The organism is Enterococcus sp. DIV0167 (assembly GCF_050541555.1).
Lineage (GTDB): Bacteria > Bacillota > Bacilli > Lactobacillales > Enterococcaceae > Enterococcus > Enterococcus faecalis.
This window is the reverse complement of the sequence record NZ_CP172933.1, coordinates 1,353,750-1,376,753: the sequence shown is the minus strand read 5'-3', so window position 1 is coordinate 1,376,753 and position 23,004 is coordinate 1,353,750. Positions and strand designations below refer to the sequence as shown.

24 protein-coding genes and 2 riboswitches are annotated in these 23,004 nt (G+C 38.2%); of the genes, 23 read left to right on the top strand and 1 reads right to left on the bottom strand.

Annotated elements, in window-relative coordinates; genetic code table 11:
• Nucleotides 1-68: 68 nt before the first annotated feature.
• From trmFO to IGM09_RS06680, 6 genes are all read left to right on the top strand, one after another.
• Entirely contained in the window at nucleotides 69-1,376 is a 1,308-nt protein-coding gene (gene trmFO, locus IGM09_RS06705) for an FADH(2)-oxidizing methylenetetrahydrofolate--tRNA-(uracil(54)-C(5))-methyltransferase TrmFO (RefSeq protein WP_002357486.1), read from the top strand.
• A gap of 211 nt (nucleotides 1,377-1,587) precedes the next feature.
• On the top strand, nucleotides 1,588-2,487 hold the full coding sequence (gene xerC / locus IGM09_RS06700; RefSeq protein WP_002357488.1) for a tyrosine recombinase XerC: 900 nt from the start codon (nucleotides 1,588-1,590) through the stop codon (nucleotides 2,485-2,487).
• Between the two features lie 28 nt (nucleotides 2,488-2,515).
• Complete coding sequence (hslV, locus tag IGM09_RS06695; protein ID WP_002357489.1) at nucleotides 2,516-3,064, top strand: HslVU peptidase proteolytic subunit; 549 nt, start codon at nucleotides 2,516-2,518, stop codon at nucleotides 3,062-3,064.
• 14 nt (nucleotides 3,065-3,078) lie between these two features.
• Entirely contained in the window at nucleotides 3,079-4,482 is a 1,404-nt protein-coding gene (gene hslU / locus IGM09_RS06690; protein WP_033624982.1) for an ATP-dependent protease ATPase subunit HslU, read from the top strand.
• A 20-nt stretch (nucleotides 4,483-4,502) separates the two neighbouring features.
• On the top strand, nucleotides 4,503-5,285 hold the full coding sequence (gene codY / locus IGM09_RS06685) for a GTP-sensing pleiotropic transcriptional regulator CodY (RefSeq protein WP_002357492.1): 783 nt from the start codon (nucleotides 4,503-4,505) through the stop codon (nucleotides 5,283-5,285).
• 33 nt (nucleotides 5,286-5,318) lie between these two features.
• Nucleotides 5,319-6,194, top strand: coding sequence for an aldose 1-epimerase family protein (locus IGM09_RS06680; RefSeq protein WP_033624981.1), 876 nt, complete (start codon nucleotides 5,319-5,321; stop codon nucleotides 6,192-6,194).
• Between the two features lie 41 nt (nucleotides 6,195-6,235).
• Here IGM09_RS06680 and plsY read toward each other — a convergent pair whose 3' ends face one another.
• Nucleotides 6,236-6,865 carry a glycerol-3-phosphate 1-O-acyltransferase PlsY gene (gene plsY / locus IGM09_RS06675; protein WP_002360243.1) on the bottom strand — a complete coding sequence of 210 codons (630 nt, stop codon included), beginning with the start codon at nucleotides 6,863-6,865 and terminating at the stop codon, nucleotides 6,236-6,238.
• Nucleotides 6,866-7,070: 205 nt separating this feature from the next.
• A riboswitch (cobalamin riboswitch) is annotated at nucleotides 7,071-7,230 on the top strand.
• 118 nt (nucleotides 7,231-7,348) lie between these two features.
• Here plsY and IGM09_RS06670 point away from each other — a divergent pair.
• From IGM09_RS06670 to IGM09_RS06590, 17 genes are all read left to right on the top strand, one after another.
• Nucleotides 7,349-8,377 (top strand): ABC transporter substrate-binding protein, encoded by a 1,029-nt coding sequence (locus tag IGM09_RS06670; protein WP_002384486.1) that lies wholly within the window; start codon nucleotides 7,349-7,351, stop codon nucleotides 8,375-8,377.
• Nucleotides 8,370-9,377 carry a FecCD family ABC transporter permease gene (locus tag IGM09_RS06665; RefSeq protein ID WP_002360246.1) on the top strand — a complete coding sequence of 336 codons (1,008 nt, stop codon included), beginning with the start codon at nucleotides 8,370-8,372 and terminating at the stop codon, nucleotides 9,375-9,377. Before IGM09_RS06670 ends, IGM09_RS06665 begins: the two co-directional genes overlap by 8 nt.
• Nucleotides 9,374-10,141, top strand: coding sequence for an ABC transporter ATP-binding protein (locus tag IGM09_RS06660; RefSeq protein WP_002365688.1), 768 nt, complete (start codon nucleotides 9,374-9,376; stop codon nucleotides 10,139-10,141). Before IGM09_RS06665 ends, IGM09_RS06660 begins: the two co-directional genes overlap by 4 nt.
• A gap of 141 nt (nucleotides 10,142-10,282) precedes the next feature.
• Nucleotides 10,283-10,726, top strand: coding sequence for a EutP/PduV family microcompartment system protein (locus IGM09_RS06655; protein ID WP_002363995.1), 444 nt, complete (start codon nucleotides 10,283-10,285; stop codon nucleotides 10,724-10,726).
• Complete coding sequence (locus IGM09_RS06650) at nucleotides 10,723-11,304, top strand: cob(I)yrinic acid a,c-diamide adenosyltransferase (RefSeq protein WP_002360247.1); 582 nt, start codon at nucleotides 10,723-10,725, stop codon at nucleotides 11,302-11,304. The genes IGM09_RS06655 and IGM09_RS06650 overlap by 4 nt, the downstream gene beginning before the upstream one ends.
• Nucleotides 11,305-11,348: 44 nt before the next feature.
• Nucleotides 11,349-11,498: riboswitch (adenosylcobalamin (AdoCbl) riboswitch) on the top strand.
• A 292-nt stretch (nucleotides 11,499-11,790) separates the two neighbouring features.
• A complete protein-coding gene (locus tag IGM09_RS06645) occupies nucleotides 11,791-12,921 on the top strand; it encodes a 1-propanol dehydrogenase PduQ (protein WP_033624980.1) in 1,131 nt (376 codons plus the stop codon).
• A 159-nt stretch (nucleotides 12,922-13,080) separates the two neighbouring features.
• Complete coding sequence (gene eutS / locus IGM09_RS06640) at nucleotides 13,081-13,428, top strand: ethanolamine utilization microcompartment protein EutS (RefSeq protein WP_002345864.1); 348 nt, start codon at nucleotides 13,081-13,083, stop codon at nucleotides 13,426-13,428.
• Between the two features lie 27 nt (nucleotides 13,429-13,455).
• Nucleotides 13,456-14,028: an ANTAR domain-containing response regulator gene (locus IGM09_RS06635; RefSeq protein WP_002357503.1), complete on the top strand. Its 573-nt coding sequence runs from the start codon at nucleotides 13,456-13,458 to the stop codon at nucleotides 14,026-14,028.
• Nucleotides 14,029-15,462: a sensor histidine kinase gene (locus IGM09_RS06630; RefSeq protein ID WP_002357504.1), complete on the top strand. Its 1,434-nt coding sequence runs from the start codon at nucleotides 14,029-14,031 to the stop codon at nucleotides 15,460-15,462.
• Nucleotides 15,463-15,528: 66 nt separating this feature from the next.
• Nucleotides 15,529-16,977 carry an ethanolamine ammonia-lyase reactivating factor EutA gene (gene eutA, locus IGM09_RS06625; RefSeq protein ID WP_002420175.1) on the top strand — a complete coding sequence of 483 codons (1,449 nt, stop codon included), beginning with the start codon at nucleotides 15,529-15,531 and terminating at the stop codon, nucleotides 16,975-16,977.
• A gap of 17 nt (nucleotides 16,978-16,994) precedes the next feature.
• Nucleotides 16,995-18,359 carry an ethanolamine ammonia-lyase subunit EutB gene (locus IGM09_RS06620; RefSeq protein ID WP_002357506.1) on the top strand — a complete coding sequence of 455 codons (1,365 nt, stop codon included), beginning with the start codon at nucleotides 16,995-16,997 and terminating at the stop codon, nucleotides 18,357-18,359.
• A gap of 17 nt (nucleotides 18,360-18,376) precedes the next feature.
• Complete coding sequence (gene eutC / locus IGM09_RS06615; RefSeq protein ID WP_002363986.1) at nucleotides 18,377-19,288, top strand: ethanolamine ammonia-lyase subunit EutC; 912 nt, start codon at nucleotides 18,377-18,379, stop codon at nucleotides 19,286-19,288.
• Nucleotides 19,289-19,301: 13 nt separating this feature from the next.
• Nucleotides 19,302-19,955, top strand: coding sequence for an ethanolamine utilization microcompartment protein EutL (gene eutL, locus IGM09_RS06610; protein ID WP_002357509.1), 654 nt, complete (start codon nucleotides 19,302-19,304; stop codon nucleotides 19,953-19,955).
• Between the two features lie 13 nt (nucleotides 19,956-19,968).
• A complete protein-coding gene (locus tag IGM09_RS06605; protein WP_002366723.1) occupies nucleotides 19,969-20,487 on the top strand; it encodes a BMC domain-containing protein in 519 nt (172 codons plus the stop codon).
• Nucleotides 20,478-21,956 (top strand): acetaldehyde dehydrogenase (acetylating), encoded by a 1,479-nt coding sequence (locus IGM09_RS06600; protein ID WP_002357511.1) that lies wholly within the window; start codon nucleotides 20,478-20,480, stop codon nucleotides 21,954-21,956. The genes IGM09_RS06605 and IGM09_RS06600 overlap by 10 nt, the downstream gene beginning before the upstream one ends.
• A gap of 123 nt (nucleotides 21,957-22,079) precedes the next feature.
• Nucleotides 22,080-22,370 (top strand): BMC domain-containing protein, encoded by a 291-nt coding sequence (locus IGM09_RS06595; protein ID WP_002357513.1) that lies wholly within the window; start codon nucleotides 22,080-22,082, stop codon nucleotides 22,368-22,370.
• Between the two features lie 67 nt (nucleotides 22,371-22,437).
• On the top strand, nucleotides 22,438-23,001 hold the full coding sequence (locus tag IGM09_RS06590; RefSeq protein ID WP_010775854.1) for a hypothetical protein: 564 nt from the start codon (nucleotides 22,438-22,440) through the stop codon (nucleotides 22,999-23,001).
• Nucleotides 23,002-23,004: the final 3 nt, after the last annotated feature.

The window sequence follows — 23,004 nt, the reverse complement described above, 5'->3', positions numbered from 1 at the left end:
TTAGTAAAATGAATTGAGTTTGTAAGAGACAGCTCTTAACTTCTTGACATAGAAAGGAATTTTTATACATGACAAAAAAAGTCACAATTATTGGTGCCGGTTTAGCCGGAAGTGAAGCGGCATGGCAAGTGGCCAATGCTGGCGTACCAGTTGATTTATATGAAATGCGGCCTGTCAAAAAGACACCAGCGCATCAAACAGAAAATTTTGCAGAGTTAGTTTGTTCTAATTCATTACGTGGAAATAGTTTAACCAATGCGGTAGGTGTTTTGAAAGAAGAAATGCGCCGTTTAAATTCAATCATTATTGGTAGTGCAGATCAAACCGCTGTACCAGCTGGCGGCGCCTTAGCAGTTGACCGTGATTCTTTTTCTGAAACAATCACTGAAAAAATTAAAAGTCATCCATTAATTACAATCAAAAATGAAGAGATCACTGATATTCCAGAAGGGATTGTAATTATTGCAACGGGGCCCTTAACCTCTGAAAGCTTATCTCAAAAAATTCAAGAATTTAATGGTTCTGAAGGCTTTTATTTTTACGATGCAGCAGCACCAATTATTGATAAATCAACAATTGACATGGATAAAGTTTATTTAAAATCTCGTTATAACAAAGGGGAAGCGGCTTACTTAAATTGTCCGATGACTGAAGAAGAGTTCAATGCTTTTCATGAAGCGCTAGTCAATGCAGAAGTGGTTCCTTTACGCACGTTTGAAAAAGAGAAGTTTTTCGAAGGCTGTATGCCCATCGAAGTAATGGCGCAACGTGGTATTAAAACCATGTTGTTTGGCCCAATGAAACCTGTCGGACTAGAAGACCCTAAAACAGGTAAACGCCCTTATGCTGTAATTCAATTACGTCAAGACAATGCTGCAGCTTCTTTATACAATATTGTTGGTTTCCAAACGCATTTAAAATGGGGTGAACAAAAACGAGTATTCCGTATGATTCCGGGATTAGAAAATGCTGAATTTGTTCGCTATGGCGTCATGCATCGTAATAGTTTTATGAATTCTCCAGAGTTGCTAAAACCAACCTACCAATCAAAAAAACGTGACGATCTGTTTTTTGCTGGACAAATGACTGGTGTTGAAGGATATGTTGAAAGCGCGGCAAGTGGTTTACTTGCAGGTATTAACGCAGCTCGTCTTGCCAAAGGGGAAGAGCCGATTGAATTCCCTCGCGAAACGACTTTAGGAAGTATGGCTTATTATATTACACATGCAGAAGGCAAACATTTCCAACCAATGAATGCAAACTTTGGGCTTTTCCCAGAGTTACCTGAACGAATTCGTGACAAAAAAGAACGCTATGAAGCGATTGCTAATCGGGCCTTAGATGTTCAAGCTCAAGTTATCCAATCTTTAGACTAAATTAGAAAAAATATGAGAAAAGACTGAGCATCATTGCTAAGAAATGCGATGATACTCAGTCTTTTAATTTTTAGAAAAAAATAACAAAAGCTAAAGAATAGTTAAAATTGTGAACATATTTAGAAATATTGATTAAATTCTGACAACTTAATTGTCTTTTGAAAAAGGTTATGCTAAAGTTACTTTGTAATCGAATGAGGAGGGCTATCACATGGAAGAAAAGAATTGGCCTGAGTTATTTGCTCGTTATCTTATTGTCGAAAGAGGCTATTCAGAAAAAACAAAAAAAGCATATCAAGAAGATATACAACATTTTTTTTCGTTTTTAAAGACTTCAGGTAATGACAATTATTTGACTGTAGAACATTTGGATGTTCGGGCTTATTTGAGCGAATTATATGATCAGGAATATAGCCGCAATTCGATTAGTCGAAAAATTGCCAGTTTGCGTTCTTTTTATCAATTCTTATTAAAAAATGAAGCAATCCAAGAAAATCCTTTTTCCTATGTTCATATGAAAAAGAAACAGTTACGGTTGCCCCGTTTTTTTTATGAAAAAGAAATGGATGCATTATTTGAGAGCGCACAAGGGGAGCAACCGCTTGATTTGAGAAATCAAGCGTTGCTAGAAGTTCTGTATGGGACTGGTATTCGGGTCAGTGAATGCGCGAACTTAACGGTGGACGCAGTTGACTTTCAAGCTTCTGTTTTATTGGTTCACGGAAAAGGAAATAAAGATCGCTATGTGCCTTTTGGTTCATTTGCACAAGACGCCTTAAAGGATTACTTAGAGAATGGCCGCGCGCTATTAATGACAAAATATCAAAAAAAGCATCCGTATGTCTTTGTTAATCATCATGGTGAACAAATCACGCCAACAGGGATTGAATATGTCTTAAACCAACTAATTAAAAAAAGTTCATTAAATGCGGAAATTCATCCCCACATGTTACGCCATACATTTGCGACACACTTATTAAATAATGGCGCCGATATGCGGACAGTTCAAGAATTATTAGGACATGCTAATTTATCAACAACTCAGATATATGCGCATGTGACAAAAGAAAGTTTACAAAAAAATTATCGAACGTTTCATCCTCGTGCATAATGGAGGTAAACGTCTAGGAGGAACAATAATGGTTGAATCACAATTTCACTCTACAACAATTTGTGCAGTCGAAAAAGATGGAAAATTTGCAATGGCTGGTGACGGCCAAGTAACAATGGGGGAATCTGTCGTTATGAAAGGTACGGCCAAAAAAGTGCGCCGTATTTACAATGATGAAGTCGTTGTCGGTTTTGCAGGAAGTGTGGCAGATGCCTTTACATTAGAAGAAAAGTTTGAAGGAAAATTAAATGAATACAACGGAAACTTAACGAGAGCTGCGGTTGAGTTAGCCCAAGAGTGGCGGACACAACAGTCTATGCAAAAATTAGAAGCTATGCTGATTGTGATGAATAAGGAAGAAATGCTCTTAGTTTCAGGAACTGGGGAAGTCATCACACCAGACGATGGTATTTTAGCAATTGGTTCTGGCGGTAATTTTGCTTTGTCCGCTGCAAGAGCCATGAAAAACTTTGGCGATAAAGAAATGCCAGCGAAAGAGATTGCTAAAAATGCCTTAAATATTGCTGCAGATATCTGTGTATTTACGAATCATAATATCATTGTAGAAGAATTATAAGCGAGGGAAAATCCATGAATGAATTAAACAAAACACCAAAAGAAATAGTCAAAGAACTAGATCAATATATTGTTGGACAGCAAGCTGCCAAAAAATCAGTGGCGGTAGCTTTACGTAACCGCTATCGTCGCTTGCAATTAGAAGAAAATATGCAACAAGATATTACGCCTAAAAACTTACTAATGATTGGACCAACAGGTGTTGGTAAAACTGAGATTGCTCGTCGTCTCGCAAAAATTGTCAATGCGCCTTTTGTAAAAGTTGAAGCAACCAAATTTACAGAAGTAGGCTATGTCGGTCGGGATGTCGAATCAATGGTTCGGGATTTAGTAGAAAATGCGATCCAAATTGTTGAAAAACAACAATACAGTCGCGTGTATGCGCAAGCGTTAAAAAAGGCCAATCAACGTTTAGTCAAAGTATTAGTGCCTGGAATTAAAAAAGAACAAAAACAGGCTGGCGGTAATCAATTTGAACAAATGATGAACATGTTTAACATGGCTCAGCAACAGCAAGAAGCACAAGAAGAAGTAACGGAAGATATTCGAACGAATCGCCGAACAATTTTGGAACAGCTGGAAAAAGGTCTATTAGATAATCGTGAAGTAACAATTGAAATTGAAGAACCGAAGAAAACGATGCCAGCTATGAACAATGGCCTAGAACAAATGGGTATCGACTTAAATGAAACGTTAGGCGCTCTGTCACCAAAGAAAAAAATCGAACGTACTGTAACGGTGAAAGAAGCACAAGACTTATTAGTGAAAGAAGAATCAGCAAAAATTGTCAATGACGCTGATATTCATAGTGAAGCGATTCGTTTAGCTGAATCAAGCGGAATTATTTTTATCGATGAGATTGATAAAATCACCTCTAAAAGCCAACAAAATTCGGGCGAAGTCTCTCGTGAAGGAGTACAAAGAGACATTTTGCCAATTGTTGAAGGCTCCCAAGTTAACACGAAGTATGGTCCTTTACAAACGGATCACATTTTATTTATCGCTTCAGGTGCTTTCCACTTGTCAAAACCAAGTGACTTGATTCCAGAATTACAAGGCCGCTTCCCAATTCGAGTTGAATTAGATGATTTAACGGCGGATGACTTCGTAAGTATCTTAACTGAGCCAAATAATGCTTTAATTAAACAATATGTAGCATTAATTGGCACAGAAAATGTTTCAGTCATCTTTACAAAAGAAGCAATTGAACGGTTAGCACACATCGCTTATGATGTAAACCGTGATACAGATAATATTGGGGCGCGTCGTTTACACACAATTTTAGAACGTTTATTAGAAGATTTATTATATGAAGCACCAGATATGCAAATGGGTGAAATTACGATTACCGAAGCATATGTCAATGAAAAATTGAATGACATTGTTCAAAATGAAGATTTAAGTCGTTACATCTTATAAAAAAGGCTGGAGGAGAAAAGATGGCTACATTATTAGAAAAAACACGTCAAGTGAACGAGCTTTTGCAAAAAAACAATCTGTTTGACGTACAAGCAGAACTTCCGTACAACAAAATGGCAATGATTTTAGGGGATATTTTAGAAAGTAATGCGTATATTATTAGCAGTTCAGGGGATTTGTTGGGGTATACTGAAAAATTAGATGTTAATAATGCCCGTATCAAAAATATGTTTAAAGAGAAAAAATTTCCTCAAGGATACACCGAGGCCGTGGATATGCTCAAAGTAACCGAAGCCAATATTCCAATAGACAGTGATTTAACTGCATTTCCTTTTGAATCACGAGAGCTGTATCCGTTTGGGTTAACCACTATTGTGCCTTTGTACGGTGCTGGCAAACGCTTGGGTACGATTATTTTAGCGCGTGTTGAAAAATCCTTTAACGAGGATGATTTAGTGTTAGCTGAATATAGTGCGACCGTTGTCGGCATGCAAATTTTGTATCATCAATCCAGAACAATTGAAGCAGAAGTTCGCAGTGCGACTGCCGTGCAAATGGCCATCAACACTCTTTCCTATAGTGAATTAAAAGCCGTCCATGCCATTTTTGAAGCCTTAGATGGCGAAGAAGGTCGTTTAACTGCTTCAAGTATTGCAGATGAAATAGGCATTACTCGTTCCGTAATTGTGAATGCCTTAAGAAAATTAGAATCAGCTGGAATTATTGAATCACGTTCTCTTGGTATGAAAGGGACTTATTTAAAAGTGTTAAATCAACAATTTATTAAAGAGTTGGAAAAATAAGCAATTGCTCGTATCAACTAGGAGGACAACGCAATGACTGTACAAATTGAAAATGAATTTCTAATCGCAACATTTGCTGAAGAAGGAGCAGAATTAGTAAGTTTACAATCAAAAGAAACCGGCATTGAATATATTTGGCAAGGAAATCCTGAATTTTGGGCCCGCCATGCGCCCGTACTTTTTCCGATTGTCGGTCGTCTAAAAGAAGATACGTATATGTACCAAAATCAAGCGTATCATTTAACTCAACATGGTTTTGCTCGTGATCAAGTATTTGATGTGATTGAAAAAGGTGGAGAAGAAGTTTCTTTTTCACTAAAATCAACAAAAGAAACCAAGAAGAAGTATCCTTTTGATTTTGAACTAGTGATTACTTATACATTAGAACACCAAGAATTGACTGTAAACTACCAAGTAGAAAATACAGGGAAAGAAGAGATGTATTTTGGGATTGGTGGTCATCCAGCCTTTAATGTACCTTTAGAATCTTCACTAACGTTTGAAGATTATTATCTAAGTTTTTCACCTAAAAAATCACGGACACAAATTCCCTTAGCAGGCCCGTTTATTGATTTAGCGAATAAAACGCTAGCCCAAACGAATACCAGCTTTGACTTAACGCATCAATTATTTGAAAATGATGCAATGATTTTTGAAACAAAAGGTCAAACAGCGATTACAATTGCCACAGACGAAAGTGACCATCAAGTCACTTTGAGTTATCCAGAAATGCCTTATGTGGGGATTTGGTCACCGACACCGAAAGAAGCGCCTTTTGTCTGTATCGAACCTTGGTGCGGGATTGCTGATGCTGTCGACACAACTGGCCAACTTGCTGAAAAATTTGGCATCAATAAGTTACCAGCTAACGAACTATTTAAAACACAGTATATGATTAGTGTAAAATAAAGAAAAAGGCTGTGAACAAATAATGTTCACAGCCTTTTTCTTTATTTTTTTGCACGTAAGCCAAAAGAAAGGCGACTTTCTGTTCCATTTTTAATTCGCTGAATGTTTTCACGATGACGGACAAAGATAAAAGTAGTCAAAGCAATCGCAATCACGGTTAATAACCAGTTAAATGTTGGTAAAATAGCTGGGACAGTGAAAGGCAAAATAATAGTAGAAAGTGTAATTAGTACAGCGCTAATCATACTTGTTAAACTCACCATACTGGTTAGATACAGACAAATCACAAAAATAAGAGCAGAATAAATAAAAAATGTGGGGCTGTATGCTAATAACATGCCAGCGCTAGTGGCTACGGCTTTACCACCTTTGAAATTGGCAAAAATAGGGAAGGTATGCCCTAAAACAGCTGCTACCCCAAAGAAGAGCGGATTCACGCCTTGTAAACCAAACAAATAGGGTAATGAAGTGGCTAACGTTCCTTTCAAGATATCCATTAATAATACCGTAATTCCGGCAGGTTTCCCTAAGACACGAAATGTATTGGTTGTTCCTGTATTCCCACTCCCAAATTGGCGTATATCTTTTTTAAAGAAAAGTTTGCCAATCCAAACACCTGAGGGAATTGAACCTAATAAATAGGCAACAAGTAACAAAATGACGATTTTCATCAAGTTAACCTCTTTCTTATTCAAACTAGGATTTATTTTATCATGAATAGAAAAACGGAACAACGTCTAATAACTAAAACAAGAAAAGTTTTTCTTTTGCTTGAGGAAGCGTTGACAAATGGTTGATAACCGTTATAATAAATGTGTGTCATTAGACAAAGACGTCTAATCACTGGTTTGAAAATTAGTTATCAACGAAGATACAATATATATGTACTTATGAAGTGTCAGGGAAAGAGGTGCGAATCCTCTACAGACCTACCTACTGTATGGTGGATGAAACCAATAAGACCACAGATTATTCTGGAAGGATTGGGAGTAAGAAGAAGCTAAGTCAGGATACCGGCTTGATAAGTCTAATCATTCTTTTGTAGGAAAAAGAAGGGGCTTTGAAGATAACTGGCTGAGTATATCATTAGCATAGTTAAGTGACTGCTTTTTTTCTATTGGAGAAAAAAGTGGTTTTTTTGTATTGTTTTGACGTTGAGACAAAGGAGGTTCATTTCAGAAAATTTTCCCCAAAATAAAATAGACGAATGCGAGGATGAAAAAATGAAAAAATTTACTTTAACAATGATGACTTTAGGTTTAGTAGCAACACTTGGCTTAGCAGGGTGTGGCAAACAGGAAAAGAAAGCAACTACCTCTTCTGAAAAAACAGAAGTAACGTTACCAACCAAAGACCGTAGCGGCAAAGAAATTACTTTACCCAAAGAAGCAACCAAAATTATTTCCCTAGTACCATCAACAACAGAAGTGATTGAAGACTTAGGTAAAACCGACCAATTAATCGCAGTTGATACTCAAAGTAGTACAATGATGACTGATTTAAAAAAATTACCACAAATGGATATGATGGCTGTCGATGCAGAAAAATTGATTGCCTTGAAACCACAAATTGTTTATGTGAATGACATCAATTTAGCTAGCTCAGAAAGTGTTTGGAAGCAAGTGGAAGATGCTGGAATTACAGTCGTTAATATCCCCACTAGTACAAGTATCAAAGCAATCAAAGAAGACGTCCAATTCATCGCGGATAGCTTATCTGAACATGAAAAAGGACAAAAGTTAATCAAAACAATGGATCAAGAAATCGACGAAGTGGCCAAAATTGGTAAAACCATTAAAAAACCAAAAACTGTTTTGTTTGAAGTAGCTGCCTTACCAGACATTTACAGCTTTGGTAATGGGACGTTTTTAAATGAAATGATTGAAACAATTGGGGCAAAAAATGTTTTGGCAAATGAAAAAGGCTGGTTACCAGTGACAGAAGAAGCGGCCATTGCTGCAAAACCAGAAGTCATTTTAACCAATGTTAACTATATGAAAGATCCCGCCAAAGAAATTTTAGCTCGTAAAAACTGGGAAAACGTTCCTGCAGTTCAAAACAAAGAAGTTTTCGAAATCGATAACATGTCTAGCTCTTTACCAAATAACCACATTACCAAAGCATTAAAACAAATGGCAAAAGCTGTTTATCCAGAGGAATACAAGGATTTAAAAGATGAGTAAAAAAACGTGTCTCATACTGATGCTCTTGATCAGTATGAGCATGCTCTTTTTGGGTATTAAAATTGGAAGTGTTCAGATTTCGTTAACGGATTTGCTTCAAATTTTAGTGAAAAAGACGGTTTCAGAAGACGGGATTTTAGAGGGAATCATCTGGAATGTACGGTTACCGCGTGTCGTGATGGCCTATCTCGTGGGCGCAGGCTTAGCAGTAAGTGGCACGGTGATGCAATCACTCTTAGGTAATCCTTTAGCTTCTTCATATACTTTGGGCGTATCAGCGGGAGCATCCTTAGGCGCTGCGTTAATCATGGTAACTGGAGTAACTGCTTCGATTTTAGGGGCATTTTTATTGCCTTTAACTGGTTTTATCTTTGGCTTAGCAACGGTCTTTTTAGTTTTGTTATTTACGCAAACAATGGATAGTCAAATGTCTAATCAAACAGTTGTTTTAGTGGGGATGATTATGACCTTGTTTGTCGGTGCTATTTTGACGTTGATTACAGCACTTTTCCAAGATTATTTGAAACAATTAGTCTTTTGGCAAATGGGTAGTTTTTCTGGCAGTAATTGGCAAAAAATTGCTATTTATTGTCCAATCTTGCTTGTCAGTAGTCTGTTTCTTTGGTTTGATGCCAACGCATTGGATGTTCTCGGTTTAGGAGAAGAACATGCGATGTTAGCGGGAGTAGAAGTCAAAACAGCAAAACTACGCATTATTCTTTTGGCTAGTTTACTAGCAGGAAGTGCGGTTTCATTTGTCGGTGTGATTGGTTTTGTTGATTTAATAGCGCCACATATTGTCCGTCGCTATCTAGGGGCGACTCATCGCTGGCTGATTCCCGGTTCAGCAATCTTAGGTGGGACCATCATGGTACTAGGGGACACAATTGCCCGCACGATTTTATCACCAAGAGAAATTCCCATCGGGGCCGTAACAGCCTTGATCGGAGCGCCATTCTTCTTGTATATTTACTTTAAAAAAAGGGGCGTTGCTGCATGATTGAATTAAAAGAAACAGCTGTAACGCTCCAACAAACCCCCATTTTAAAAGATATTTCCCTCGTTTTTCCGACAGGTAGTAAAACTTGTATTTTAGGTCCAAATGGTTGCGGTAAAACGACACTTTTAAAAACGATTGCTGGACTTGTCCCTTATAGTGGTTCTGTTTTAATTGATGGTCAAGAAGTTCATGGACAAAAGCGGAAGGAATTGGCAACGAAAGTAGCGATGATGAGTCAATTCACGACAGTTGCTTTTGATTATACGGTTTACGAAACAGTTTTGATGGGGGCGTATCGACAACAAGCACAACGTTTTTTACCTATTGTTTCTAAACAAGAAAAAGAACGAGTCCTTTATTATTTAGAACGCACGGGTTTATTGCCTTTAAAAGATAAAGTTGTCAATCAGCTTTCAGGAGGACAACAACAACGAGTATTTTTGGCTAAATTATTTGTACAAGATCCAGAAATTATTTTATTGGATGAACCCAATAATCATTTGGATATTCGGTATCAACAAGAATTGATTCAGCAGTTAAATGAGTGGAGTGCGCAAGAAGGGAAAACGTTAATCGGGGTGTTTCATGATATCCGTTTAGCGTTAACGCTAAGTGAAAAAATTGTGTTTATGAAGCAAGGGAAAGTGGCCGCGCAAGGTGATTTTCAAACGTTGGCTTCCAAAGAATTTTTACAAACAATTTTTGAAACAGATATTGTCTCCTATTTTCAGAAACAACATAAAGTTTGGGAAACTATTCAATAATTTTGACAAGTTTTTTGGAAACAGGTAAGATAAAGGCAAAGAATCAGAAACACAATGGCGTGTTTTAACAAATCGGCAAAGGAGCCCAAGACTAAGTACGTGATGGTACTTGCTTTGGGCTCCTTTTTTATGGAGGTAGCGATGAAACGAATCATTTTAATGGGAGCTATCGGTTGTGGCAAAACCACGTTATGTCAAGCTCTGCAAGGCAAAGAATTAATTTATGATAAAACACAGGCGGTGGAATTTCATACAGAAATGATTGATACACCGGGCGAGTTTATTTTGCATCGACAATATTATAATGCGTTAAACGTCACAGCGGCAGAAGCAGATGTGATTGGTTTGGTTCAAAGTGCTGTAGAAACACAACAAGTTTTTTCACCAGGATTTGGTAGTATTTTCCCGAAAGAAATCATTGGTATTTTAACCAAGATTGATTTAGCACAAGATTCTCAGCAGTTAGAGATTGTTCGGCAACAATTAAAAAGTGCGGGTGCAACAAGAATTTTTGAAATTTCTTCTGTTGAAAAAATTGGCTTGCAAGAATTAGTAGATTATTTAGAGGAGGATGAAGCAGAATGAAAATTTATACAAAAACTGGCGATAAGGGAATGACGAAATTAGTCGGCAGCTCAACCGTCGCTAAGGATTCTGATCGAGTTGAAAGTTATGGAACGATTGATGAATTGAATTCTTGGGTCGGCTATATTATCAGCCAACTTCCACAAGAAAATCAAGAAATTAAAGAAGAACTAGAAGCTTTACAACATTTACTTTTTGATGCGGGAACAGATTTGTCAACACCGATTGAAGCACAACGACCATTTAAATTACAAAAGGAAAGTGTGCATTGGCTAGAACAGCGGATTGATTTCTACACTGCACAATCACCAGATATTGATCGTTTTATTTTACCTGGCGGAACCCCAGCAGCCAGTATGGTTCATGTGGCTCGGACGATTGCACGGCGCGCAGAACGCATCATTGTTCGTTTAAATTGGACAGCCAAAATTAACGAAGAGGTATTAATTTTTACCAATCGTTTATCAGATTATTTTTATGCGTTGGCTCGCTATTTAAATGTTCAAGCACAACGACCTGATGTTTTTTATGAACGAAGCGAAAAGGTTTTCCATAAAATTAAAGAAGATGGATTGTAAACAGTTGCTTTTCTAAAAAACTTATGGTAAATTTCAGATAGATTAAACGAATATTTTATGAAAAATATGAATGGAAGCCAGTGAGAATCTGGCACGGTCCCGCCACTGTGAAGAAGCAAGGTTGCTTTTAAGTCAGGTCTTTTCATTTTTTCATTATTGGGCATGCTGTTTCGAGGCAAAACAGGATGTTTCTTAACAACGCTTGTGTTGAAAATCCAGCCCAAGATATTTGTATTAATCCAATTAATGGCACGAGGAAGTGCTTTTGGGAATTTTGGGCTGGTCTTTCAATGTTGAAGGAGATTTCAGGTACAATGACGTACTGCTATATTCCCTTTTTTTATTGACAATTAATTAAAGGCGTTGTACTCTATGGATAAGGTTTCGTGTACAATGGCGTATACATAAGGAAGCAAAGACGCTTCAGACAGATGATTTTTCGTTTGTTTGAAGTGTCTTTTTGTATTTTATTAAGGAGGAATTGAGATGAAAACAATTCATTTCCCTACCGAACTATGGGTAGGAGAAGGCGCATTAGCCAATTTGGAAACACTTCATGATAGACGTGTTTTCATTGTCACAGATCCATTCATGGTTGACTCTGGATTTGTGAATGAAGTGACAAAGCATTTAACAAAAAGTGAATGGCAAATTTTTAGTGACATCATCCCCGATCCACCAATTGATAAGATCGCTGCGGGAATTAAGCAGTTAGCGACATTTCAAGGAGATACGATATTAGCTTTAGGTGGGGGATCTGCTATTGATGCGGCCAAAGCAATGAAATTTTTTGGCAAACGTACTTTGCAAACTCAGATTGCTGAGTTTATTGCGGTTCCTACAACTAGTGGAACTGGTTCAGAAGTTACGAATTTTTCAGTGATTACGGTTGCTGAAACTGGCACCAAAATCCCGCTTGTAACAGATGAAATTCAACCAGAAATTGCGATTTTAGATACAAATTTAGTGATGAGTGTGCCACCAAAAATCACAGCGGATACAGGAATGGACGTCTTAACGCATGTTATTGAAGCTTATGTTTCAACAGAAGCAAATCCGATTTCAGATGCGTTGTGCGAAAAAGTCGTTCGCTTAGTATTCGACAATTTAGAAATAGCCTTTAATGAGGGTAGCAACCAACAAGCCCGTGAAAATATACATTTAGCTTCATGTATGGCAGGGATGGCGTTTAATGTTACTTCGTTAGGCTTGAATCACGGTATTGCTCATGCGGCCGGTGCGCGTTTACATGTGCCACATGGACGAATGAATGCAATGCTCTTACCTGAAGTCATTGCATATAACAGTGGCTTAGCGAATGGCAAAGTCACCAACGAACCAACAGCTAAACGTTATGCGCAGTTAGCAAATTGTCTAAATGATACACAGACAACCAATGCACGGATTGGTGTTCAACAATTTATTCGACAAATCAAGCAACTCCGTCAAAAATTAAACATGCCTGCCACTTTTAGTGACTATGGTTTACCAAAAGAAGAAGTCCAAGCTGCGATCCCAAAAATAGCTGAAGGCGCATTGATGGATGGCTGCACCAAAACAAATCCTGTCCAACCAACAGCAGCAGAAGTGACAAAAATTTTAAATTCTATCTTATAAGCGATTGACAGGATGAAATCGATAACATATAATGTGGGTAGCACAACGGCGTGCTTCAAAATTTAAGAGCAAAGAAGCTCCTTAGTAGAAAGCGAAAGTGGAACCTTTACGTTTTTTATTGAGGATTTTTTATTTGCTAAATTAAAGGAGCGAGTCTGGTTGGAAGAAAAACAACGAATGATTCAAGAATATGTTCCTGGGAAACAAGTAACGTTAGCGCACATCATTGCTAGTCCTAATAAAGAAATTTATACAAAATTAGGGTTGCCAGAAGGCACCAGCAATGCACTAGGTATTTTGACAATCACTCCGAGCGAAGCGGCAATTATCGCTGTTGATATTGCGACTAAAAGCGGAGATATCCAAATCGGTTTTATTGATCGTTTTTCTGGATCGGTAGTCATTTCTGGTGACGTAAGCTCAGTGGAAGCAGCCTTACAAGCGGTGATTGAAGGTTTACAACAGATTTTAAACTTTTCTGTAACTTGTAAAATTACCAGAACATAGCGTTGAAAGGACAAGGGCGTGAAGAAAATGGATGGACGAATTGTAATAGTCGATGATGAACCTATTACGAGACTCGATATTCGTGATATTGTGATAGAAGCAGGGTACGAAGTAGTCGGTGAAGCGGCCGATGGTTTTGAAGCAATTGAAGTATGTAAAAAAACACAACCTGACCTAGTATTAATGGACATTCAAATGCCAATTTTAGATGGTCTAAAAGCAGGTAAAAAAATTGTTCAAGACCAACTAGCCAGTAGTATTGTCTTTTTATCTGCATACAGTGACGTACAAAATACGGACAAGGCTAAAAAATTAGGTGCACTGGGTTATTTAGTTAAACCTCTAGACGAAAAATCATTAATACCTACAATTGAAATGAGCATTGAACGAGGCAAACAAACGCAGCTGTTACTAAATCAAATCGATAAATTAAGTTTAAAATTAGAAGAACGTAAAATTATCGAAAAAGCCAAAGGTATTCTTGTAAAAGAAAATCATATATCGGAAGAAGAAGCCTACCAAATGTTGCGTACGTTAAGTATGAACAAACGCGCACGTATGAGTGAAATTGCAGAATTGATTGTAATGGATGATGAATAAATGAAACGATTAGAGCAATTATGTCACCAATATACCAATCTTTCAGAATCAGACATTAAAGAATTACAACGTACAGCACGTTATCTTTCTTCGACGACACTCTATCAAAGTGCAGATGTTTTTATTGATGTGTATAAGGAAATGTCACAGCAAGCACTAGTCGTTTATCATAAGCCGCCTGCGAAGACAACTTCTTTATATAGCGGAGATGTCGTCGGGATGGAAGCTTTATTAAAAAATGAACCTGGTGTTCTGCGTACCATGCAGACTAGCTTAAATAGCATTGGTTTGTTAGCAGTGACTCAGGAAAATCGTTTGATTAAGCAAAATATCTATCCCATTCGCAATGAACATCGAACGATTGGTGTCATTATTGTCGAGATTGCGGCAGATGAAGAGATTCAAGCGGACTTACAAAAAGAGGAGCTAAATAACTGCCAGTTAGCAAAAGTAGCGAAATCAACTAGTCAAGTCGACGCATTATTTATTGATCAATTGGCAGAAGCCGTTTTGATTTTTGATGCGGCGGGTCACTTATTAATTACCAATCACAATGCACAAGAGCTTTATCGCAAACTTGGTTATCGGGACAATATCATTGGAATGAGTTATGATAATTTGTCCATTGATTATACAACTTTTGAATATGTGTTGTATCAAATGAAATATAAAATGAGTAATCAACCAATTGAAAGCAAAACGACCTACCTTAATTATTATTTTAAGGTTCGGAAAGTGTGGTTGGCATCAGAAGAACAACTGATTATGATTATTCAAGACAATACAGAATTTAAAGAAAAAGAAGCGGAAATTATTTCCAAATCTGTTGCGATTCGTGAAATTCATCATCGTGTTAAAAATAACTTGCAATCGGTGGTTTCCTTATTGCGTATTCAAGAACGGCGAACGCAAAGCCCCGAAGCAAAGAAAGTCCTTCATGAAAGTGTCAATCGAATTATGGCGATTGCAGCCACCCATGAATTGCTGTCAAAACAAGTCAAAGATGACGTTGCTTTACGGCAAACATTGGAAGCAGTGATGTATAATTTTAGACATCTTTTTCAAGGCGCACAACCCATTGAGATGATGATGGATGTTGATCCAGCCATTATGGTTTCTAGCGAACAAATGGTCACCATTTCCCTTGTTGTCAACGAACTATTACAAAACATTTTTGATCATGCATTTGAGCCACAAACAAGTGGCGTTGTTAAACTTAGTGGAACATTAGATAATAAAATGATTACCATTACTGTTACAGATAATGGTAAAGGATATGACGTTCATCAAAGTAACGAGACCAGTTTAGGTTTGATGATTGTCAAAAGCTACGTAAAAGATAAATTAAAAGGAAAAATTACAATTGAATCCAATAAACAGGGAACTAAAACCTGTTTCTATTTCGAACAGAACACCAGTGATGTTGTTCATTGATTAAGCAAAGGCGCTTAAAGAAAAGTAGAAAGAAATTTTCTAACGATTCTTTAAGTGCCTTTTTGTATGCAAAAGGAGGCGAGTCAGGCGATGTCGAAGGAAACACTTTTAACCGTAGGGATTGATTTAGGGACGTCTACAACCCAATTAGTCTTGTCAGAATTAACTGTTGAAAATTTTGCCTCTGCGTTTACAGTACCACGTATCAGCATTTCTGATAAAAAAGTCATTTACCGAAGTGACATTATCTTTACACCCTTACTTAACCAATCAGAAATTGATGCAGAACCTATCAAAGCGTTTGTAGCGGAGCAATATCGCCAAGCAGGCATTCATAAACAAGATATTCAAATGGGTGCGGTAATTATCACAGGTGAAACTGCTCGAAAAAGCAATGCCAACAATGTGCTACGAGCACTTAGTGGCTACGCAGGTGATTTTGTCGTTGCTACGGCTGGTCCCGATTTAGAAAGTATCATTGCCGGAAAAGGCGCTGGCGCTCAAACCTATTCTGAGACGAAACGCCGACCGGTGGTTAATTTAGATATTGGTGGTGGAACGACAAATTTAGCTGTCTTTAAAGATGGTGAAGTGATTGACACGGCTTGTTTTGACATTGGCGGACGCTTAATTAAATTAGATCAACAACAAAAAATCACCTATATAGCTCCGAAAATTCAAGAAATTATAAATAAAAAAGGGCTAACCTTGCACCTTGGTGACCAAGCCACCGAACAAAACTTACTGCCAATTATTTCGGAATTAGTTGCCGTGTTAGAAAATAGCATTGGCTTGGGGACACAAAGTCCGTTCTACCAGTTATTAGTAACCAACCATCCACTACGAAAAGGTGAGGAATTACCAATTGTAACATTTTCTGGTGGTGTGGCTGATTGCTTAAATACGACAAGTACGAATCTCTTTAAATATGGGGACATCGGCTTACTTTTAGGGAAATACTTGAGAAAGTCACTGATTTTTTCGGAAAAAGAAGTCTTAGAAAGCGCAGAAACAATTCGAGCGACGGTCGTCGGAGCAGGTTCACATACTGCTGAAATTAGCGGAAGCACGATCGCTTATCGTGAGCAAATTTTGCCGGTAAAAAATATCCCAATTCTAAAATTAGCGCAAGAGGATGAAACCCTTACTGTGACAGAATTAGGCCAGCGAATCCAAGAAAAACTCAATTGGCATCGTATTGAAGAAACACCCCAGATTGCCCTAGCAATTAGAGGCATGAGCAATCCAACATTTGCTGATATTCAACGCTATGGTCAAGGGATTGTGGAAGGATTAGCTAGTTTAGTTGCTGAACAAATTCCCATTATTGTTATGGTGGATGAAGACATGGCGAAAGCTTTAGGGCATGCCTTAAGTGCCCATCTGCCAAAAGACTATCCGTTTATCTGTCTTGACTCGGTCAAAGTAGAAAACGGTGATTATGTAGATATCGGCTTACCAGTGGCAGAAGGGGCCGTCCTTCCAGTCATTGTTAAGACCTTAGTATTTAATTAAAAAGGAGCGACACAAAGATGATTTTAAAAACCAAACTATTTGGCAAAGTCTATCAATTTACATCCGTTAAAGAAGTCTTAGCCAAAGCCAATGAAGAAAAGTCTGGCGACAAGTTAGCTGGCGTAGCTGCTAATTCAGCCGAAGAACGCGTGGCAGCGAAAGTCGTTTTATCGGAATTGTCTTTAAATGACTTGTTTAACAATCCCGTTGTTGATTATGACGAAGACGAAGTGACACGCATTATTATTGACCAAGTCAATATGCGAATTTTTGAAAGTATTAAACATTGGACAGTTGCAGAATTACGCGAATTTATCTTATCTTCGGAAACAACCGATTTTGATATCAAACGAATTTCCCGTGGACTCACTTCTGAAATGATTGCTGCTGTCTGTAAATTAATGTCCAACATGGATCTAATTGTTGGCGCAAAAAAAATCAATATTGAAAAAACCGCCAACACAACAATTGGCCGTCCCGGAACTTTTTCAAATCGTTTACAGCCGAACCATCCAACCGATAATGTCGATGGCATTATGGCATCAGTTATGGAAGGTCTTTCTTATGGCGCCGGTGATGCCTTAATTGGTTTGAATCCTGTTGATGATTCTACAGAAAGTGTTAAACGGATCTTAAACAAATTTGAAGAGTTCCGTAGCGAATGGGAAATTCCAACACAAACTTGCGTGCTTGCTCACGTAACGACACAAATGGAAGCCATGCGTCAAGGCGCGCCAACTGGCTTAGTCTTTCAATCCATCGCTGGTTCAGAAAAAGGGAACACAGCATTTGGTTTAAATGCAGAAATTTTAGCTGAAGCACAAGATTTAGCGCTTCACAGTGGTCAAGCAGCTGGTCCTAATGTGATGTATTTTGAAACAGGTCAAGGCTCAGAACTTTCTTCTGAAGCGAACTTTGGCGCAGACCAAGTGACAATGGAAGCGCGTTGTTATGGCTTAGCCAAAAAATTTGATCCGTATATTGTAAATACCGTTGTCGGCTTTATTGGACCAGAATATCTTTACGATTCAAAACAAGTCATCCGCGCTGGTTTAGAAGATCATTTCATGGGCAAATTAACTGGAATTTCAATGGGTTGTGATGTCTGCTACACCAACCATATGAAAGCTGATCAAAATGATATGGAAAACTTAGCAATGTTATTAGCAACAGCTGGTTGTACGTATATCATGGGGATTCCTCATGGCGATGATGTCATGTTAAATTATCAAACAACTGGGTTCCATGAAACTGCGACGATTCGTGAAACATTAGGCTTACGTCCAATTAAAGAATTTGAAGAATGGATGGAAAAAATGGGCTTAATGGAAAACGGAAAATTAACAAGTCGCGCTGGCGATGCATCTGTATTTATTAAATAAACGAGGTGAGAATACAAATGAACGAAAAAGAATTAAAAGAAATGATTGCCGGAATTTTAACAGAAATGGTCGCTGACAATCAAGCGGTTTCGACTGCCACTGTGACTGCTGAAGAAAAACCAGTCACAACACATGTCACTGAAACGACAGAAATTGAAGAAGGCCTAATTCCTGACATTACTGAAGTAGATTTACGTAAACAATTACTATTGAAAAATGCCGTAGATCCTGAAGCACTATTAAAAATGAAAGCTTTCTCGCCAGCTCGTTTAGGCGTTGGTCGTGCAGGGACGCGTTATATGACTAGTTCAACATTACGTTTCCGAGCGGACCATGCGGCAGCACAAGATGCGGTCTTTTCAGACGTAAGCGAAGACTTGGTAAAAGAAATGAATTTTATTTCTACAAAAACAATCTGTAACAGTAAAGATGAATATTTAACACGTCCAGATTATGGTCGTCAATTTGATGAAGAAAATAGTGAAATCATTCGGAAAAATACGACACCAAAAGCCAAAATCCAAATGGTCGTAGGGGATGGCCTTAGTTCAGCTGCTATCGAAGCGAATATTAAAGAAGTCCTACCAGCAATTAAACAAGGATTAAACATGTACAACTTAGATTTCGACAATGTAGTTTTTGTTAAATATTGTCGCGTGCCAGCAATGGATAAAATTGGTGAAATCACTGACGCTGATGTTGTTTGCTTGCTAGTTGGCGAACGTCCTGGTTTAGTAACAGCTGAATCTATGAGTGCCTACATTGCTTACAAACCAACTGTCGGTATGCCAGAAGCACGGCGGACAGTTATTTCAAATATTCACAAAGGTGGGACACCGGCTGTTGAAGCAGGGGCCTACATTGCCGAAATTATCAAAAAAATGTTAGACAAGAAAAAATCTGGTATTGATTTAAAAGAAGCTGAATAAAGGAGGATTTCTCATGAAAAATGATCGTCTAGGCGCAAATGTCCTAAGTATGAAAGTCATTCCCAATGTCGATCCGGCATTAGCAAAAGAATTATCATTGAAACCAGAACATCGCTCATTAGGAATTGTTACTTCCGATTGTGATGATGTCACTTATGTTGCATTAGATGAAGCAACCAAAGCCGCCGATGTTACTGTAGTTTACGGTAAAAGTATGTATGCTGGCGCAGCAAATGCTTCAACCAAATTAGCCGGTGAAGTGATTGGCATTATTGCTGGTCCGAGTCCTGCTGAAGTCAATAGTGGCTTGAGTGTCATTACGCAAGTCATTGAAGAAGAAGCCAGCTTCTATAGTGCTAACGAAGATGACAGTATTGTTTATTTTGCACATGTAGTATCAAGAACGGGTAGCTTTTTATCTGAACAAGCGAATATTCCTGAAGGTGAAGCGATTGCTTATCTGATTGCACCACCGCTAGAAGCAATGGTTGGCTTAGATGCAGCAATGAAAGCTGCCGATGTTCAAATGGGTGTCTTTTATGGCCCACCTTCTGAAACGAACTTTGGCGGTGCCTTATTGACAGGTAGTCAATCTGCATGTAAAGCTGCTTGCAGTGCGTTTGAACAAGTCATTCAAAATATCGCTGACAATCCGTTGAGTTATTAAGGATGTGACCTGAATGAAAGCATTAGGAATGGTCGAAGTCAAAGGATTTTTAGGTGCCATTAGTGTGGCCGATGCGGCATTGAAAGCCGCCGACGTTACTTTGTTAAAAGCTGAAATTATTAATGGCGGTTTAACAACTGTGGAACTGATTGGTGACGTTGCCGCGGTTCAAGCTGCCGTTGAAGTAGGAACGGAAGTAGCTAAAGAATTAAATTGTTTAATTGCTCATCATGTGATCTCACGGGTTGATGCTCAAACGGAAGTGATTTTATCAGATCCAGAACCCAAATCAGCACCTGAACCGATGGAACAAGTAGAAGTAATTGAAGAAGAGATTGAAACACCAGATTCGGAAGAACACACTGGCATACGCCAAAAATTAGAAACACAACGCGTGGTTGATTTACGCAAACAAGCCTACAAAATGAACCTAAGTAGTTTAAAGAAAAGTGAGATTAAATTTGCCAATAAAGAAGCTTTAATTCAAGCAATCATGGCGGAAATAGAAAGAAGTGAAGACGAGTGGAATTAGTAGATAAAGACTTACGTTCCATCCAAGAAACAAGAAATTTAATCAGAAAAGCCAAAGAGGCACAGCAAGTATTAGCAACATTTTCGCAAAAACAAATCGATGCGATTGTCCAAGCAGTTTCAGAGGCTACGTTTAACCAACGAGAAAAGTTAGCGAAAATGGCCAATGAAGAAACAGGATTTGGTATCTATGAAGATAAAATCATCAAAAATGCTTTCGCTTCAAAAGTAGTATATGACGAAATGAAGGACAAAGCTACAGTTGGTGTGATCCATGATGATGCTGCCAAAAAAGTCACTGAAATTGCTGTCCCAGTTGGTGTAATTGCAGGATTAATTCCTTCTACCAACCCGACATCAACAGTCATTTACAAAGCATTAATTTCATTAAAAGCTGCCAACAGCATTGTTTTTTCACCACATCCCAATGCGTTGAAATCGATTATTGAAACAGTAGAAATTATCCAAAAAGCGGCTATTGCTGCAGGGGCACCAGAAGGTTGTGTCTCGGTCATCAAAACGCCAACCATGCAAGCGACCAGCGAATTAATGAAAAATAAAGAAACAAATTTAATTTTAGCTACTGGTGGAAACGCAATGGTTAAAGCAGCGTACTCTTCTGGAACACCAGCAATCGGTGTTGGGCCTGGTAATGGACCAGCCTACATCGAACGAAGCGCAAATGTTCCTCATGCAGTGAAACAAATAATGGATTCAAAAACTTTCGATAACGGTACAATTTGTGCATCGGAACAATCAATTATTGTTGAAACTGTCAACCGTGAAGCGGTCAAAGAAGAGTTAATTAAGCAGGGCGCGTATTTCTTAAGTCCAGCCGAAGCCGACAAATTAGCTAAATTTATTTTACGACCAAACGGTACAATGAACCCGCAAATCGTGGGTCGTTCCGTTCAACATATTGCTTCATTAGTTGGTTTATCTATTCCAAAAGATCGCCGCTTAATTGTTGCCGAGGAAACACATGTAGGCTTGAAATATCCATTTTCAAGAGAAAAATTGGCACCGATTATTGCTTTCTATACAGTTGAAAACTGGGAAGCAGCTTGCGCGTTATCAATTGAAATTTTGAAAGGTGAAGGTGCGGGTCATACGATGGGTATTCACACAGAAAACAAAGAAGTCATTCGTGAATTTGGCTTAAGAAAACCCGTCTCTCGTTTGCTTGTTAACACCTCTGGTACACTTGGCGGAATTGGTGCTTCAACTAACTTAGTGCCAGCATTAACACTTGGTTGTGGCGCAGTTGGTGGCAGCTCAACTTCTGATAATATTGGGGTTGAAAATCTGTTCAATTTACGTCGTGTTGCATATGGCGTGCGTGATTTAGAAGAGATTCGTCAAGAATTTGGTCAAACATCAACCACATCTGTGGCTACTTCTTGCGAAACAACCAATCAAGAAGAACTAGTAAATGCCGTGGTAGCTCAAGTTTTAGCTCGCTTAAACTAACAAGAAACGAGCGAGTAAGAGTAAAACAAATAAATTATTGGATTTAGGGTTTGGGACCTAAGTCAAATTGATAATTGTCCCAAATTTTTAAAAATAAAACATACATCTTAGGAGGAAATTATAATGTCAAGTACAAATGCTTTAGGAATGATCGAAACTCGTGGTTTAGTAGGTGCTGTTGAAGCAGCCGATGCAATGGTGAAAGCGGCAAACGTTACTTTAATTGGAAAAGAACAAGTCGGTGGCGGTTTAGTTACAGTAATGGTTCGCGGTGACGTTGGTGCTGTAAAAGCAGCAACAGATGCTGGTGCTGCTGCAGCAGAACGTGTTGGTGAATTATTATCTGTCCATGTAATTCCACGTCCACATACAGAAGTAGACGCTATTTTACCACACGCAACAACTGAATTATAATTTTGATTTTTTGGGGCAGAGGTAGGTTCATTACTTCTGTCCTAAACTTTCATTGAGGAGGGGTGTTATGACAGTTATTACAGAAGATATGCTTCGCAACAAAAGGCTTAAAAAAGAACTAGAAGATGGCACGGATTTTGTGTTTCCTGTAGGCAGTTTTCTGACGCCAGCCGCCAAAAGCTATCTACGCGAGCATCGGATTAATAGCAGCTTCTCTTCAACAAACCCATTGCTTTCTGAGGTTCATTCAGTGAAGGCCTCCTCACAAAAACAAGAACATTTATCAAAAGAAACAATTTATGAGATTCGGCACTTAAGCCATCTATTGTATTTGCCTTTCTTAACGAATGAAGCGTTATCAACAGAAGGTTGGTTATATTTCGAACAACAACAACTGTGGTTAGAGAAATTTATTTTAGAACAGTCGCTTGTAATGGAACCAGTCATTTTGGAATCAAAGGTAACTATTCTAACTAACCAACAGAGACAATGGCGCTATTCCTCAAAAGAAATTCAATTACAACTAGATAAAATTATTCTCCAGTTAAAAGGAGAATCACAACTGTTCGGCCTTTTTCAATCTTGGGCTACAGAATTAATTAGCACCATGGCTGAAATATCACGAAACTAGGAG

What these genes read in the sequence shown, in the direction of transcription:
- hslU (WP_033624982.1), top strand. Translation starts at nt 3,079, where the DNA reads ATGAATGAATTAAACAAAACACCAAAAGAAATAGTCAAAGAACTAGAT.
- IGM09_RS06590 (WP_010775854.1), top strand. Translation starts at nt 22,438, where the DNA reads ATGACAGTTATTACAGAAGATATGCTTCGCAACAAAAGGCTTAAAAAA.
- IGM09_RS06630 (WP_002357504.1), top strand. Translation starts at nt 14,029, where the DNA reads ATGAAACGATTAGAGCAATTATGTCACCAATATACCAATCTTTCAGAA.
- IGM09_RS06655 (WP_002363995.1), top strand. Translation starts at nt 10,283, where the DNA reads ATGAAACGAATCATTTTAATGGGAGCTATCGGTTGTGGCAAAACCACG.
- IGM09_RS06665 (WP_002360246.1), top strand. Translation starts at nt 8,370, where the DNA reads ATGAGTAAAAAAACGTGTCTCATACTGATGCTCTTGATCAGTATGAGC.
- IGM09_RS06650 (WP_002360247.1), top strand. Translation starts at nt 10,723, where the DNA reads ATGAAAATTTATACAAAAACTGGCGATAAGGGAATGACGAAATTAGTC.
- hslV (WP_002357489.1), top strand. Translation starts at nt 2,516, where the DNA reads ATGGTTGAATCACAATTTCACTCTACAACAATTTGTGCAGTCGAAAAA.
- eutC (WP_002363986.1), top strand. Translation starts at nt 18,377, where the DNA reads ATGAACGAAAAAGAATTAAAAGAAATGATTGCCGGAATTTTAACAGAA.
- codY (WP_002357492.1), top strand. Translation starts at nt 4,503, where the DNA reads ATGGCTACATTATTAGAAAAAACACGTCAAGTGAACGAGCTTTTGCAA.
- eutA (WP_002420175.1), top strand. Translation starts at nt 15,529, where the DNA reads ATGCAAAAGGAGGCGAGTCAGGCGATGTCGAAGGAAACACTTTTAACC.
- IGM09_RS06595 (WP_002357513.1), top strand. Translation starts at nt 22,080, where the DNA reads ATGTCAAGTACAAATGCTTTAGGAATGATCGAAACTCGTGGTTTAGTA.
- trmFO (WP_002357486.1), top strand. Translation starts at nt 69, where the DNA reads ATGACAAAAAAAGTCACAATTATTGGTGCCGGTTTAGCCGGAAGTGAA.
- eutL (WP_002357509.1), top strand. Translation starts at nt 19,302, where the DNA reads ATGAAAAATGATCGTCTAGGCGCAAATGTCCTAAGTATGAAAGTCATT.
- IGM09_RS06660 (WP_002365688.1), top strand. Translation starts at nt 9,374, where the DNA reads ATGATTGAATTAAAAGAAACAGCTGTAACGCTCCAACAAACCCCCATT.
- IGM09_RS06635 (WP_002357503.1), top strand. Translation starts at nt 13,456, where the DNA reads ATGGATGGACGAATTGTAATAGTCGATGATGAACCTATTACGAGACTC.
- IGM09_RS06620 (WP_002357506.1), top strand. Translation starts at nt 16,995, where the DNA reads ATGATTTTAAAAACCAAACTATTTGGCAAAGTCTATCAATTTACATCC.
- IGM09_RS06645 (WP_033624980.1), top strand. Translation starts at nt 11,791, where the DNA reads ATGAAAACAATTCATTTCCCTACCGAACTATGGGTAGGAGAAGGCGCA.
- IGM09_RS06605 (WP_002366723.1), top strand. Translation starts at nt 19,969, where the DNA reads ATGAAAGCATTAGGAATGGTCGAAGTCAAAGGATTTTTAGGTGCCATT.
- IGM09_RS06680 (WP_033624981.1), top strand. Translation starts at nt 5,319, where the DNA reads ATGACTGTACAAATTGAAAATGAATTTCTAATCGCAACATTTGCTGAA.
- xerC (WP_002357488.1), top strand. Translation starts at nt 1,588, where the DNA reads ATGGAAGAAAAGAATTGGCCTGAGTTATTTGCTCGTTATCTTATTGTC.
- plsY (WP_002360243.1), bottom strand. Translation starts at nt 6,865, where the DNA reads ATGAAAATCGTCATTTTGTTACTTGTTGCCTATTTATTAGGTTCAATT.